The following is a 14,389-nucleotide window of genomic DNA, read 5'->3' on the forward strand; positions in this document are numbered from 1 at the left end:
ATGGCGGCCTGCGGCCCGATGGGTCCGCACGCGGGGGCTGCGGCACCGTAGCGGCGGCCGGATCGGCGTCGATCCTCCGATCGGCGGAACGCGGCGGACGCACCGGCGGGCTCGGTGGCCCTGCCGACCCGGCGGGGTGCTGAACGACTCCGCGACTCGAACCGCGGTTGCTCACATCTCAGGTATAACCGCTGGGAACCGGTCGGGAAACCACGAATCTTCGCTGACGGTGTCGCAGCAGGTCAACGCCGGGCAAATTCAGGCCACCGTCAGGCCGGGGTCACTCGCCGTTTGCCGGATCCGGGGTCACCCGAAGAAGGCGGCGGCGTCGTCGTAGCGGCTTTCGGGTACCAGCTTGAGCTGGCGCACGGCGTCGGCCAACGCCACCCGGCCGATGTCCTGGCCCCGCAACGACACCATCTGACCGTATTCCCCCGCGTGCGCGGCGTCGGCCGCATTGACGCCGAACCGGGTGGCCAGGACCCGGTCATAGGCCGTCGGGGTCCCGCCGCGCTGGACGTGGCCCAGCACGGTCACCCGGACGTCCTTGTTGATCCGCTTCTCCACCTCGGCGCCCAGTTGGGCCGCGACGCCGGTGAACTTTTCGTGACCGAACTCGTCAATTCCGCCTTCGCGCAAGGAGATCGAACCCGGAACGGGTTTTGCTCCCTCGGCGACCACACAGATGAAATGCGAATCCCCGCGCTGGAAGCGGCGTTTGACCAGCCGGCACACCTCCTCGATGTCGAAGGGCTGTTCCGGGATCAACGTCATGTGCGCGCCGGAAGCCAGGCCGGCGTTCAGCGCGATCCAGCCGGCGTGCCGGCCCATCACCTCCACCAGCATCACCCGTTGGTGGGATTCGGCGGTGCTGTGCAGGCGGTCGATGGCCTCGGTCGCCACCGTCAGCGCGGTGTCGTGACCGAAAGTGACGTCGGTGCAATCGATGTCGTTGTCGATGGTCTTCGGCACCCCGACAACGGGAACGTTCTCCTCGGACAGCCAGTGCGCGGCGGTCAGGGTGCCTTCCCCGCCGATCGGGATGAGCACGTCGATGCCGTTGTCGTCCAGGGTCTGCTTGATCTGGTCCAGGCCGGCCCGCAATTTGTCGGGATGCACGCGCGCGGTTCCCAGCATCGTGCCGCCCTTGGCCAGCAGTCGGTCATTGCGGTCGTCGTTGTGCAGCTGGATGCGCCGGTTCTCCAGCAACCCGCGCCACCCGTCCTGAAAGCCGACCACCGACGAGCCGTACCGGGCGTCGCAGGTGCGCACCACCGCCCGGATGACGGCGTTCAACCCCGGGCAGTCCCCGCCTCCGGTCAGAACTCCGATCCGCATGCCCTTATCTTGCCCTGCGGCGAGCCCGCCGCGCCGGGCAGACGGCTAGATCGCGCTCGGCAACGGTCCGCGCGCGGCCTCGTAGGCGGCGCCCACCCGGTACAGGCGGTCATCGGCCAGCGCCGGCGCCATGATCTGCAGGCCGACCGGGAGTCCGTCGTCCGGCGACAGCCCCGACGGCACCGACATGCCGCAGTGGCCGGCCAGGTTCAGCGGCAGCGTGCACAGGTCGAACAGGTACATCGCCAGCGGATCGTCCACCTTCTCGCCCAATGGGAAGGCGGTGGTCGGTGTTGCGGGCGACACGACCACGTCGACGGATTCGTAGGCCCTGTCGAGGTCTCGGGCGATCAGTGTGCGCACCTTCTGCGCCTGGTTGTAATACGCGTCGTAGTAACCGGCCGACAGCGCGTAGGTGCCGATCATGATGCGCCGCTTGACTTCCGGCCCGAAACCGGCCGCGCGCGTCAGCGCCATCACCTCCTCGGCGCTGTGCGTCCCGTCGTCGCCGACGCGCAGCCCGTAGCGCATCGCGTCGAAGCGGGCCAGGTTGCTCGACACCTCCGACGGCAGGATCAGGTAGTAGGCGGCCAACGCGTATTCGAAGTTCGGGCAGTCGACTTCGCTCACCTCGGCACCCAGCTCGGTGAGCCGCCCGACGGCCGCCTCGAACGAGGCGAGCACACCCTGCTGGTAGCCCTCCCCGCGCAACTGCTTGACGACGCCGACGCGCACGCCGGTGAGGTCACCGGCCGCGCCCGCCCTGGCGGCGGCCACGACGTCGGGTATCGCCGCCTCCACGGAGGTGGAGTCGCGGTGGTCGTGCCCGGCGATCACCTGGTGCAGCAGCGCGGTGTCCAGCACGGTGCGCGCACACGGGCCGCCCTGATCCAGCGAGGACGCGCAGGCCACCAGCCCGTAGCGCGACACCGTGCCGTAGGTCGGTTTGACGCCGACGGTCGCGGTCAGCGCCGCGGGTTGCCGGATGGAGCCGCCGGTGTCGGAGCCGATGGCCAGCGGCGCCTGAAACGCCGCCAGCGCCGCCGCGCTGCCGCCCCCGGAGCCGCCGGGCACCCGGTCGAGGTTCCACGGGTTGCGCGTCGGGCCGTAGGCGGAGTTCTCCGTCGACGAACCCATCGCGAATTCGTCCATGTTGGTCTTGCCCAGGATCGGGATGCCCGCGGCGCGCAACCGCGTGGTGACGGTGGCGTCGTACGGGGACCGCCAGCCCTCGAGGATCTTGGAACCGCAGGTGGTGGGCATGTCGACGGTGGTGAAGACGTCCTTGAGCGCCAGCGGAACCCCCGCCAGCGCCGATGGCAGCCGCTCGCCTGCGGCCACCGCCTCATCGACCACCGCCGCCGCCCCCAGCGCCTCGTCGGCGGCGACGTGCAAGAAGGCGTGGTACCGGTCGTCCGTCGCCGCGATCTGGTCCAGGCACGCCTGGGTGACCTCGACCGATGACAGCTCCCTGGCGGCGATCCGGGCGGCCAGGGTCGCGGCGTCGGAGCGGATGATCTCGTTCACTCGCTGTCCCCCAGGATCTGCGGCACCGCGAAGCGGCCATCGGCGGCCTCGGGCGCCGCGGCGAGAGCCTCGGCCTGGGTCAGGCAGGGTGTCGGCTCGTCCGGGCGGGTGACGTTGACGTCCTTGAGGGGGTTGCCGGTCGCTTCGATGCCGGTGACGTCGACGGCCTGCACCTGGCTGACGTGGGTCAGGATGGCGTCGAGCTGACCGGCGAAGCTGTCCAGCTCGCTGTCGGTCAGCGCCAGCCGGGACAGCCGGGCCAGGTGCGCCACCTCGTCGCGGGAGATCTGAGACACGACAGGAAAGCCTAGCCGCGGGCGTGCGGGCGGGTTCAGGGCCGCCGGATATCCGCGAAAATGCAGTCCACGCGCCGCTGTGTCACAGTGTTGGCCGTGCCGTCCTATCTGTTGCGCATCGAGCTGGTCGACCGCCCGGGCAGCCTGGGCTCGCTGGCGGTGGCGCTCGGTTCGGTGGGCGCCGACATCTTGTCGCTCGACGTGGTGGAGCGCAGCTCGGGCTACGCGATCGACGACCTGGTGATCGAGTTGCCGCCCGGGGCGATGCCCGACACGCTGATCACTGCCGCGGAGTCGCTTTCCGGTGTCCGGGTGGACAGCGTGCGTCCGCACACCGGGCTGCTGGAGGCGCATCGCGAGCTGGAGCTGCTCGACCACGTCGCCGCGGCCCTCGACAAGGCGTCCCGGTTGCAGGTCCTGGCCAATGAGGCGCCCCGGGTGCTGCGCGTGAGCTGGTGCTCGGTGCTGCGCCGTGCCGGTGACGAGCTGCAACGCCTGGCCGCCAGTCCCGGTGCGCCGGAGACGCGGGCGGCTACGGCGCCGTGGCTGCCGATCGACCGAGCAACGACGCTCGACGGCAGCGCCGAGTGGGTGCCGCAGGCGTGGCGCGACATGGACACCACGATGGTGGCGGCGCCGCTGGGCGATACGCACACGGCCGTGGTGCTGGGCCGTCCGGGACCCGAGTTCCGGCCCTCGGAGGTGGCCCGCCTGGGATATCTGGCCGGGATCGTGGCCACCATGCTGCGCTAGCTACTGCCCGCCGGCGCCTTGGACCCCGCCCCCACCACGGGATCGTCGTCCTCCCACAGCAGCAGCTGCCGAACCGCCGGCCGCGGACCGTACGGCCGCAGCATGGTGCTGGCCGGGCGCGGGCGCACCCGTTGGGGCCACCAGAACCATCGCCCGAGAAGCGTTGCGACCGAGGGTGTCATGAAGGACCGCACGATCAGCGTGTCGAACAGCAGCCCGAGACCGATGGTGGTGCCGATCTGGCCGAGCACCTGGAACCCGCTGAAGACGAACGCGCACATGGTGACGGCGAAAACCAGGCCGGCCGAGGTGACCACCGATCCGGAGCCGGCCATCGCCCGGATGATCCCAGTCTTCAGGCCGGCGTGGATCTCCTCCTTGAATCGCGAGATCAACAGCAGGTTGTAGTCGGAACCGACTGCCAGCAAGAGGATTACGGCCAGCGCGAGCACGACCCAGTAGAGCTGAATGCCAAAGATGTACTGCCACACCAGAACCGAGAGCCCGAACGAGGCGCCCAGGGACAGGGCGACGGTGCCCACGATGACCAGGGCGGCGATCAGGCTGCGCGTGATGATCATCATGATCAGCAGGATCAGGCTCAGGGCCGCGAACGCGACGATCAACAGGTCGTATTTGGCACCGTCCTGAATGTCCTTGTAGGTTGCCGCGGTCCCGCCGACATAGACGCGGGCGTCGGCCATGGGCGTGCCCTTGAGGGCCTCGTGCGCGGCCTTGGTGATCGGGGCGATGTGCGCGATGTCCTCGGGCGTCGCGGGATCGCCCTCATGGGTGACGATCATGCGGGCGGCCTCGCCGTCGGGCGAGAGGAACAATTTGAGCCCGCGCTTGAAGTCGGGGTTGTTGAACACCTCGGGCGGCAGGTAGAAGGTGTCGTCGTTCTTGGCGGCGTCGAAGGCCCGCCCCAGGGCCGTGGCGTTGTCGATCGCGGCGGCGGTCTGCGCGTAGATGCCCGACAGCGTGGCGTAGTTGGCCAACGTCAGGTCGCGATTGGTCTGCTGGCTGGCGATCTGCGGCGGGATCAGCGCCACCAGTTTCGGCTGCAGCGCGTCGAGCTTGTCCAGGGTCGCCGTGAGGTCCTCGAACTTCTCGGTGAGCTGGTCGATGCCGTCGAGCGCGTCGAACAGGGATCGGAACGCGAAGCACGCGGGGATGTCGTAGCAATGCCTTTCCCAGTAGAAGTAACTGCGCACCGGCCGGAAGAAGTCGTCGAAGTTCGCGATCTTGTCGCGCAGGTCCTGGATCGTGGCGATGGTGTCGTGAAAGTTCTGGGCCTCGCTGTGGGTGGTGTCGGCGAGCTGCTGCTGCAGGACGTACTGCTGCTTGAGAATGTTGATCGTCTTCGCCAGTTCGTCGGCCTGCTTGCGCAGGTCGTCCGCCCGATCGCGTTGGTAGGTCAGGTTTTCCTGCTGGGCGGCGCTCTGGTTGCTGACCACGAACGCCAGCGAGCTGTGGTCCAGCGGGGTGCCCAACGGCCTCGTGATGGCCTGCACCTGGGCGATGCCGGGCACGTGGAACACCGCCTTGGCCACCCGGTCCAGGATGAGCATGTCGGCCGGGTTGCGCATGTCGTGATCCGTTTCGACCATCAGCAATTCGGGCTCCAGCCGGGCACGGGAGAAGTGGCGCTCGGCCGCGGTGTACCCCACATTCGCCGGGGCGCTCGCGGGCATGTAGGGCCGGGTGTCGTAACTCGTCTTATAACCGGGCAGCGCGAGCAGGCCGACGAGCGCCAGCGCGCACGCGGCGGCGAGAACGGCTCCGGGCCAGCGGACGATCGCGGTGCCGATCCGCCGCCAGCCGCGAGTTCTCATCGCGCGCTTGGGGTCGAAGATCCCCACCTTGGCGCCCAGGGTGAGGATCGCCGGGCCCAGCGTGAGCGCGGCGAAAAGCGCGACGAGGATGCCCAGCGCGGCGGGAATGCCCAGGCTCTGAAAATAGGGCAACCGGGTGAAACCCAGGCACGCCACCGCGCCGGCGACGGTGAGCCCCGAGCCCAAGACGATGTGGGTGGTGCCGTGATACATGGTGTAGAACGCCTTTTCGCGATCTTCACCGGCCGCGCGCGCCTCCTGATAGCGGCCCGCGAAGAAGATCGCGTAGTCGGTTCCGGCGGCGATCACCAACAGCGTCAACAGGTTCGTCGCATAGGTCGACAGCCCGATCACGCCGGCGTTGCCGAGGAGGGCGACCAGACCGCGGGCGGCCGACATCTCGATCAGCACGGTGGCAAGGACCAGCAAGGTGGTGAGCACCGAGCGGTAGACGAAGAACAGCATCACGGCGATCACGCCGACGGTGATCGCGGTGACCTTTGCGGTCCCCTTGCTGCCGACGTCGAATTGGTCGGAGATCAGCGGCGCCGCGCCGGTGACGTACGCTTTGACGCCCGGCGGGGGCGTTGTGTGCTCGACGATGTCGCGGACCGCGCCGACGGATTCGTTGGCCAGCGCGGAGCCCTGATTGCCGGCGAGGAACACCTGAACGTAGGCCGCCTTGCCGTCGGAACTCTGGGATCCGGCCGCGGTCAGGGTGTCGCCCCAGAAGTCCTGGACGTGTTCGACGTGCTTGCGGTCCCGCTCGAGCTTGCGAATCATCGCGTCATAGAACGTGTGCGCGTCCGCGCCGAGCGGCTTGTCGCCTTCCAGCACGATCATGGCGGAGCTGTCGGTGTCGAACTCGTGGAACTTCTCCCCGATCCGCTTGATCGCCTTGAGCGACGGGGCGTCGGGTGAGTTCAGCGCCACGTTGTGGGTCTTGCCGACGTCCTCCAGCTGCGGCACCGCGATGTTCGTGATCGCGGCCAGGGCCACCCAGAAGAGCAGGATCGGCAAGGCCAGCCGGCGGATGGTGCGCGGCACGAAGCCCCGCGACTGTTGGTCGTTGCTCATCCCGATTTGTCCAGACAGAACGTGTAGGCGTCGACTTTGTTAACGGTGCGTTGGTCTTTCACTTCGCCGTTGACGGTGATGCGGCAGCCGAGGGTGTCCCCGTTGCCCTGTGCGACGACGTTGCCGAGTACCGCGGGCTCCGTCGTGGTGATGGTGAACGACCACGGCAGCGGCGCGTCCTTGACTTGTTGCGGCTGGGCGTCGACATCAAGGTAGTTGATGGTCGCGGTGGCGCCTGGCGCACCGAACACCTCCAGCACCACCTGCTTGGGGTTGAAGGGGACGATCTCGTTCGAAAGGCCGCTGTTGGCCGAGGTGCTGGCGTTCGAGCCGAAGATTCCGTGCAGGCGATAGATGGCGAACCCGGCAAGCGTGACGACCAGCACCGCAACCAGCACCATCCATCCTCGCTTGACCAGCGATGCCACCGAAATCCGCTTCACCCGTTCACCTTTCGATCATCGGGCGACACCCTCACCTGCTCGGCGACGACGGGTGCCGACGGGGTCGGGCGTGATCGACAGCTATGACAGTACGGTACGGGACCGTACTGTACAAGAGACGCGCGCGTACACATTCGACGAAAGACGGCCTGCCCGTGGGCGGCCGCGCCGTTAGCCGATGGTTCTGGTCAGCCCCGGCACGAGGAAACCGTCGACCAGCGCTTGCACGGTGCGACGGGTGGGCGGCCGGTCCGGAATGATGGACCGGAAGATGAGGTAGCCGGGCAACAGGTCCCAGAGTTCGTCGGTGATCGCGTCCGGGTGAACCTCGCCGCGGTCCACCGCCTGCTGCAAGACGTGCTGGATCAACGCCTTGCGCTGGTCGAGGAACTGATGGTGCATGGCCTCGTTGAGCGCGGGATGGCGCGACACCTCGACCATCACCGCGCGGATGGTGCTCGCGTGCCGGCCGCCCTCCTGGCAGATCGTCTCCCCCAGTCGCAGCAGATCGCCGCGCAACGTACCCGTGTTCGGCGGCACCGCGACCTGGCGGACGCCTTCGATGAACGCGGCCAGCACCAGTTCGGCCTTGGAGGGCCAGCGCCGATAGACCGTGGCCTTGCTGGCGCGAGCGGCAGCGGCGACGGCATCCACGGTCAGCTGGTCATAGCCGTGTTCCTGCAGCAGGCGCAGGGTCACCGCCAGGATCTCGGCCTCCCGGGGGGACCACGGGGATGCCTGTGCGCGGTCCGCCGTCTGGGTCATAGCGCCCACGATAGAGGCGCGTGGGCGGTGCAGCCCAATTTCGGATGAAGCCGTTGTCGCCTAGTCCGCGGGAGTTGCCGGCGGCCCCTCGGCCAACAGTTTCCGGAAGCCGTCCTCGTCGAGGACCGGGACGCCGAGCTCGACGGCCTTGTCGTACTTGGAACCCGGCGCGTCGCCGGCCACGACGTAGTCGGTCTTCTTCGACACCGAACCCGCGGCCTTTCCCCCGCGCGCGATGATCGCCTCCTTGGCGTCGTCGCGGGAAAAGCCCGCCAGCGAACCGGTGACGACAACGGTGAGCCCTTCCAGCGTGCGGGCCACGCTGGCGTCGCGCTCGTCGGCCATCCGCACCCCGGCGGCCCGCCACTTGTCGACGATCGCGCGATGCCAGTCGACGGTGAACCACTCGGTGAGCGCGGCGGCGATCGTCGGTCCCACGCCCTCGACCGCGGCCAGCCGCTCGGTCGACGCCGCCATGATCGCGTCCAGGCTGCCGAATTCGGTGGCCAGGGCGCGCGCGGCGGTCGGTCCGACATGCCGGATCGACAGCGCCACCAGGACGCGCCACAACGCCACCGACTTGGCCTTGTCCAGGTTGTCCAGCAGCCGCCTGCCGTTGGCGGACAACGCGCCGGCCTTGGTCCGGAAGAGCTCGGTGCGCAGCAGGTCGTCCTCGGTGAGGGTGAACAGGTCACCCTCGTCGGCGATCACCCCGGCCTTCAGCAGCGCGGTGGCCGCCTCGTAACCCAGCCCCTCGATGTCGAGCGCCCCGCGGCCGGCGACGTGAAAGACGCGCTCCCGCAGCTGCGCCGGGCAGGACCGGGCATTGGGACAACGGATGTCGGCGTCACCCTCTTTGGCGGGGGCCAGCGGAGTACCGCATTCGGGACACGTTGTGGGCATGACGAATTCGCGTTCGGACCCGTCGCGGAGGTCGACGACAGGGCCGAGCACCTCGGGGATCACGTCGCCGGCCTTGCGGATCACCACCGTGTCGCCGATCAGCACGCCCTTGCGTTTGACCTCGCTGGCGTTGTGCAGCGTGGCCAGCCCTACGGTCGAGCCGGCCACCTTTACCGGCGTCATGAAGGCGAACGGCGTGACGCGCCCGGTGCGCCCGACGTTGACCCGGATGTCGAGCAGCTTGGTCTGCGCCTCCTGGGGCGGGTACTTGTACGCGACGGCCCAGCGCGGCGCCCGCGACGTCGTCCCCAGCCGGCGCTGCAGCGAAAAGTCGTCGACTTTGATTACCACACCGTCGATTTCGTGATCGATCTCGTAGCGGTGCTCGCCCCAGTAACCGATTCGCTCCTCCACGGCGGCAAGACCACGCACCCGCGCGGTCTGGTCGGCGACGGGCAGACCCCAGGCCTTCAGCGCAGTGTAGGCGTCGTGCAGGGTCTTGGGCGCGAACCCGTCGGTGCGGCCGATGCCGTGGCAGATCATCCGCAGCTTGCGCCGCGCGGTGACCGCCGGGTTCTTCTGGCGCAGCGAACCGGCCGCGCTGTTACGCGGATTGGCGAAGGGCGCCTTGCCCTCCTCGACCAGGCTGGCGTTGAGCGCCTCGAAATCGGCGAGCATGAAGAAGACCTCGCCCCGCACCTCGAGCACGGCGGGAATCGGCAGATCCGCACCGGCGGTGAGCCTCTCGGGCACATCGTCGATGGTGCGCGCGTTGAGCGTCACGTCCTCGCCGACCCGGCCGTCGCCGCGCGTGGCGGCGCGTTCCAGCCGACCGTCGCGGTACACCAGCGACAACGCCACCCCGTCGATCTTGAGTTCACACAGGTAGTGGGGATCGCGGCCGATCTCGGTCTCGACGCGATTGCTCCAGGCGACCAGCTCGTCGCGGTCGAAGACATCGTCGAGGCTCAGCATCCGCTCGAGGTGCTCGGCCTCGGTGAAGTCGGTCGCGAAGCCGGCTCCGCCGACCAACTGGGTCGGGGAATCGGGGGCGCGCAGTTCCGGATACCGATCCTCGAGCGCGAGAAGCTCGTTGAACATGGTGTCGAATTCGGCGTCGGAGACGATCGGCGCGTCCTTGATGTAGTAGCGGAACTGGTGTTCACGCACCTCGTTGGCCAGTTCCTGCCACTGCCGCCGCACCTCGGGCGACACCGAATCAGCTTCTGCTGAGCTCACCCTCGCAGGCTATCCGAGCCCGCCGACACCGTACCCATGCGCGCTGCCGCCGCCTGTTCGCCGCGCGTCAGGCCGGTTGTTCTGCCGTCCCGGTGTAGCCGCCACAAAGGGGCGGTGAGCTGCGGTTCCAGCCGCATCCAGGCTGCCCTCGTCATCGACTCTCACCGCATGGCTAGATGGCGTCGGGGTCGCCTGCGAAGGCCTCGGCCGCCTTACGGGCCAGCCCGATCGCCAGGCGGGCCCATTCGGGCGTCGCGCCGGCCAGGCCGCACGCCGGGGTGACGCCGATCCGGTCGCGCAGCGCCGAGCGACCGAACCCGAGGCGATCGGTCACCGCCACCACGGCGGCCGCCACCTCTTCGGCCGACGGCCGCCGCTCCGGAGCGCTGCTGGGCACCACCCCCAGCACGATCGTGCGGCCCGATTCGAGGAAGCCGGCCATACCGTCGAGATCCGCCGCGACCAAGGTGCCCGCGTCCACCGACACCGCATCGATCTTGCTGTCCTGCAACATCTTCCACGGCAGCCCCGGGGAGCAGCTGTGTAGCAGCGTCGCGCCCCCCGCCGCGGCGACACAGGCGTCGAGCAGACCGACGGCCACCGCTTCGTCGAGCGGCGCCACTGGGCTCAGCGCGGTCACGCCGGTCAACCGGCCGCCCAACGCCTGCGGCAGCGAGGGCTCATCGAACTGCACCACCACCGGCGTCTCGAGCCGGCGCGCCAGGGTCGCGCGGTGGGCGGCGACGCCTTCGGCCAGCGACGCGGTCAGATCGCGTACGGCCCCGGGGTCGGTGATCGCCCGATGGCCGTTGGCCAGCTCCAGCTCCGCCGCCAGGGTGATCGGTCCGGGGGACTGCACCTTGACCACGCGGTCACCGCCGCGCAGTCCGGCCACCTCCCAGGCCTCTTCCAACGCGTCCATGTCCTCCTCGAGGAGACTGGCGGCGCGGCGGGTGACCGCGCCCGGCCGCGTGACCACCCGATAGCCCCGCGGCACGGTGTCGATGGCCACGTCGATCAGCAGCGCGCCGGCCCGCCCCAGCATGTCGGCGCCCACTCCCCGGGCGGGCAGCTCGACGATGTGCGACAGCCCGTCGGCCAACTCGCCGACGACGACCTCGGCGGCCTCCCGTGGCTTGATGCCGGGCCACGACCCGATGCCGCTGGCCTTCGCGAAGGAAGGCGGGAAAACACTCACCCGCCCAACCGTATTCGACGTCAACCACCACGCCGTTGACCAGGGGTGTCTGTCACGCCACCGCACGGGTAGGTTCGACCCGAGAAGGATGCGAAACGTGTCGCGGACGGCAAGATGGGGGCGGCCGCTGCTGCTGTGGGCGGTAGTGGTGCTGGTTGCCGCGTGCACCCGGGTGGTGGACGGCGCGGCGGTGGCCGGATTCGGTTCCGCGCGCAGGTCCGTGCGCGGGGTGAACGTCGACACGATTCTGTTGGACCAGTCGCGGATGCGCGCGATCACCGGCGCCGGTGAGCACCTGACGATCATCCCGTCCATGGACGGCACCAGCCCGGTGGACATCGACGCCCTCGCCGACACCACGCCCCGCGAATGCCGGTTCATCTACGCCGAGACGGCCACGTTCGGTCCCGATGTCGAGGAGTTCCACAAGACGACGTTCCAGGACCCGCCCGACGGCGCGCTGATCTCCGAAGGCGCCGCGGCCTACCGGGACGTCGACACCGCGCGGCGCGCATTCGGCGCGTTGGTGACCACGGTCGGGAATTGCGCCGACGGCTCGGGTGGCCAGCAGTACGTCGGCGACTGGAAGGCCGACGCCGGCTCGCTGCGCCTGCGGCCCGGTGGCTGCGGTCGCGACTACCGGCTGCGGTCGGTGGCCCTGCTGGAGGTCACCTTCTGCGGTTTTGCGCAATCGGTGTCCGACATCGTGATGACGAACATCGTCGCGAACGTACCGGCCTAACGCGCGGTCCCGGCGATGGTGGCGCTGCCGAGCACCTCGTCACCGTCGGGGTCCGGGCGGTACAACACCAGCGTCTGGCCGGGGGCGACGCCGCGCAGCGGGACGCGCAACCGCACGACCAGCTCGTCGGCGACCAATTCCGCTACCGCGTCCGCGGTTTCACCGTGCGCCCGGACCTGCACCGCGCACTCGACGGGGCCCGCCGGCGGCCGTCCCGCGGTGAAGACCGGTTCGCGCCCGCGTAACTGGCGCACGTCGAGGTCGGCCGCCTCCCCCACCCGAACGGTCGCGGTGTCGGCGTCGATGGCCGTCACGTAGCGCGGGCCGCCGTCGGGCCCCGGGCCGGCGATGCCCAGGCCCTTGCGCTGGCCGACGGTGAAACCGTGCACGCCGTCGTGCTCGGCGAGCACCGCGCCGTCCGCGCCGACGACGGCGCCGCGGCGGACCGCGATCCGCTCGCCGAGGAAGGCCCGGGTGTTCCCCGACGGGATGAAGCAGATGTCGTGACTGTCCGGCTTCTCCGCGACCGCGAGGCCGCGGCGGGCGGCCTCGGCGCGAATCTGAGCCTTGGGGGTGTCCCCGATGGGGAAGGTGGCGTGGCGCAACTGCTCGGCGGTGAGGACGGCGAGCACGTAGGACTGGTCCTTGTCGTGATCGACCGCGCGGCGCAGCCGCCCACCGGACAGCCTGGCGTAGTGGCCGGTGGCCACCGTGTCGAAGCCCAGCGCAAGCGCTTTCGCCGACAGGGCGGAGAACTTGATCCGCTGATTGCAGCGCACGCACGGGTTGGGCGTTTCGCCGCGGGCGTAGGACGACACGAAGTCGTCGATCACGTCGGCCTGGAACCTCTCGGCGAAATCCCAGACGTAAAAGGGGATTCCGAGGACGTCGGCGACGCGGCTCGCGTCCGAGGCATCCTCTTTCGAACAGCACCCGCGCGAGCCGGTCCGCAGCGTGCCGGGCGTGGCCGACAACGCCAGGTGCACGCCGACCACGTCGTGGCCGGCGTCGACCATGCGGGCGGCGGCGACCGACGAGTCGACGCCACCACTCATCGCGGCGAGGACCTTCACTTAAGGGGCCCCCGCAGCGGCCAGTGCGGCACGGCGCGCGCGGTCCACCGCGGCGGGCAGCACCTGCAACACCGCATCCACATCGTCATCGACGCTGGTGTGCCCCAGGGACATTCGCAGGGAACCGCGAGCGCTGATGCGGTCGGCACCCATTGCGAGCAGCACGTGCGACGGCTGCGCGACGCCCGCGGTGCACGCCGATCCGGTCGAACACTCGATGCCGTTGGCGTCCAACAACATCAACAACGCGTCGCCTTCGCAGCCGCGAAAGGTGAAGTGTGCGTTGCCGGGCAACCGCATGGGGTCGCGGGCGCCGTTGAGGCTGACGTCCTCGATGCCCGCGAGCACCCCTTCGATCAGCCGGTCACGCAACGCCCGCAGCCGCGCGGTTTTCGCGTCGATTCCGTCCACCGCGATCCGGGCCGCGGCCGCCATGCCTACCGCACCGGCGACATCGGCGGTGCCGGAACGGATGTCACGCTCTTGTCCGCCACCATGGGCCAGCGGCACGCACGCCACGTCGCGGCGCACCAGCAGTGCGCCCACACCCGGCGGGCCACCGAACTTGTGCGCGGCCACGCTCATCGCCGACAGCCCGCTGGCGGTGAAGTCCACCGGCAACTGCCCCACCGCCTGCACGGCGTCGCTGTGCATCGGAACCCCGAATTCGGCCGCGATGGCGGCGAGGTCGGCGACCGGCATGACGGTGCCGACCTCGTTGTTGGCCCACATCACCGACACCAGCGCGACATCGTCGTGGCTGCGCAGTGCCTCGCGCAGCGCGGTGGCCGAGACCGAACCGTCGGCGGCGGTCGGCAACCACGTCACCTCGGCGCCTTCGTGTTCGACGAGCCAGTTCACCGAGTCCAGGACGGCGTGGTGTTCCACCTCGCTGGTGATGATGCGCCGGAGCCGCGGTTCGGCGTCGCGCCGCGCCCAGTAGATGCCCTTGACCGCCAGGTTGTCGCTCTCGGTGCCGCCCGCGGTGAAGACGATCTCGGACGGGCGGGCGCCCAGCCGGTCGGCGATCAGTTCGCGGGATTCCTCGATGCGACGCCGCGCCGCCCGGCCGCTGGTGTGCAGCGAGGAGGCGTTGCCGACGGTGCCCAGCACGGCCGTCATCGCCTCAACGGCGGCGGGGTGCATCGGCGTGGTAGCGGCGTGATCAAGGTAGACCATGACGCGACCCACGATACCGGC

Annotated in this window: 12 protein-coding genes; 2 read left to right on the forward strand and 10 right to left on the reverse strand. The window is 69.5% G+C overall.

What is annotated here, in order from left to right; translation table 11 throughout:
• Positions 1-306 precede the first annotated feature (306 nt).
• From U8D42_RS14360 to gatC, 3 genes are read right to left on the reverse strand one after another with little or no spacing between them, the layout of a single operon-like run.
• Positions 307-1,338 (reverse strand): ATP-dependent 6-phosphofructokinase, encoded by a 1,032-nt coding sequence (locus U8D42_RS14360; protein ID WP_322859922.1) that lies wholly within the window; start codon positions 1,336-1,338, stop codon positions 307-309.
• A gap of 45 nt (positions 1,339-1,383) precedes the next feature.
• A complete protein-coding gene (gene gatA / locus U8D42_RS14365; protein WP_090422982.1) occupies positions 1,384-2,865 on the reverse strand; it encodes an Asp-tRNA(Asn)/Glu-tRNA(Gln) amidotransferase subunit GatA in 1,482 nt (493 codons plus the stop codon).
• Positions 2,862-3,161, reverse strand: coding sequence for an Asp-tRNA(Asn)/Glu-tRNA(Gln) amidotransferase subunit GatC (gene gatC / locus U8D42_RS14370; protein ID WP_322859921.1), 300 nt, complete (start codon positions 3,159-3,161; stop codon positions 2,862-2,864). Before gatC ends, gatA begins: the two co-directional genes overlap by 4 nt.
• A 96-nt stretch (positions 3,162-3,257) precedes the next feature.
• Here gatC and U8D42_RS14375 point away from each other — a divergent pair, with 96 nt between their 5' ends.
• Positions 3,258-3,914 carry an amino acid-binding protein gene (locus tag U8D42_RS14375; RefSeq protein WP_090423446.1) on the forward strand — a complete coding sequence of 219 codons (657 nt, stop codon included), beginning with the start codon at positions 3,258-3,260 and terminating at the stop codon, positions 3,912-3,914.
• On the opposite strand, the gene U8D42_RS14380 is transcribed toward U8D42_RS14375, so the two are convergent.
• The 5 genes from U8D42_RS14380 to U8D42_RS14400 form a co-directional block, all read right to left on the reverse strand.
• Entirely contained in the window at positions 3,911-6,826 is a 2,916-nt protein-coding gene (locus U8D42_RS14380; RefSeq protein WP_322859920.1) for an RND family transporter, read from the reverse strand. The genes U8D42_RS14375 and U8D42_RS14380 overlap by 4 nt on opposite strands.
• On the reverse strand, positions 6,823-7,269 hold the full coding sequence (locus U8D42_RS14385; RefSeq protein ID WP_322859919.1) for an MmpS family transport accessory protein: 447 nt from the start codon (positions 7,267-7,269) through the stop codon (positions 6,823-6,825). Before U8D42_RS14385 ends, U8D42_RS14380 begins: the two co-directional genes overlap by 4 nt.
• A gap of 171 nt (positions 7,270-7,440) precedes the next feature.
• Entirely contained in the window at positions 7,441-8,046 is a 606-nt protein-coding gene (locus U8D42_RS14390) for a TetR/AcrR family transcriptional regulator (protein WP_090422980.1), read from the reverse strand.
• Positions 8,047-8,094: 48 nt separating this feature from the next.
• Positions 8,095-10,176: an NAD-dependent DNA ligase LigA gene (gene ligA / locus U8D42_RS14395; RefSeq protein ID WP_322859918.1), complete on the reverse strand. Its 2,082-nt coding sequence runs from the start codon at positions 10,174-10,176 to the stop codon at positions 8,095-8,097.
• A 172-nt stretch (positions 10,177-10,348) separates the two neighbouring features.
• Entirely contained in the window at positions 10,349-11,374 is a 1,026-nt protein-coding gene (locus tag U8D42_RS14400; RefSeq protein ID WP_322859917.1) for a methionine synthase, read from the reverse strand.
• 97 nt (positions 11,375-11,471) lie between these two features.
• On the opposite strand from U8D42_RS14400, the gene U8D42_RS14405 reads away from it, so the two are divergent.
• Complete coding sequence (locus U8D42_RS14405; protein WP_322859916.1) at positions 11,472-12,116, forward strand: sensor domain-containing protein; 645 nt, start codon at positions 11,472-11,474, stop codon at positions 12,114-12,116.
• On the opposite strand, the gene mnmA is transcribed toward U8D42_RS14405, so the two are convergent.
• A complete protein-coding gene (gene mnmA / locus U8D42_RS14410; RefSeq protein WP_322859915.1) occupies positions 12,113-13,189 on the reverse strand; it encodes a tRNA 2-thiouridine(34) synthase MnmA in 1,077 nt (358 codons plus the stop codon). The two genes, U8D42_RS14405 and mnmA, sit on opposite strands and share 4 nt — an antisense overlap.
• Positions 13,190-14,368, reverse strand: coding sequence for a cysteine desulfurase family protein (locus U8D42_RS14415; RefSeq protein ID WP_322859914.1), 1,179 nt, complete (start codon positions 14,366-14,368; stop codon positions 13,190-13,192).
• Positions 14,369-14,389: the final 21 nt, after the last annotated feature.

Source organism: Mycobacterium europaeum, assembly GCF_034555895.2.
In the GTDB taxonomy this organism is placed as follows: domain Bacteria; phylum Actinomycetota; class Actinomycetes; order Mycobacteriales; family Mycobacteriaceae; genus Mycobacterium; species Mycobacterium europaeum.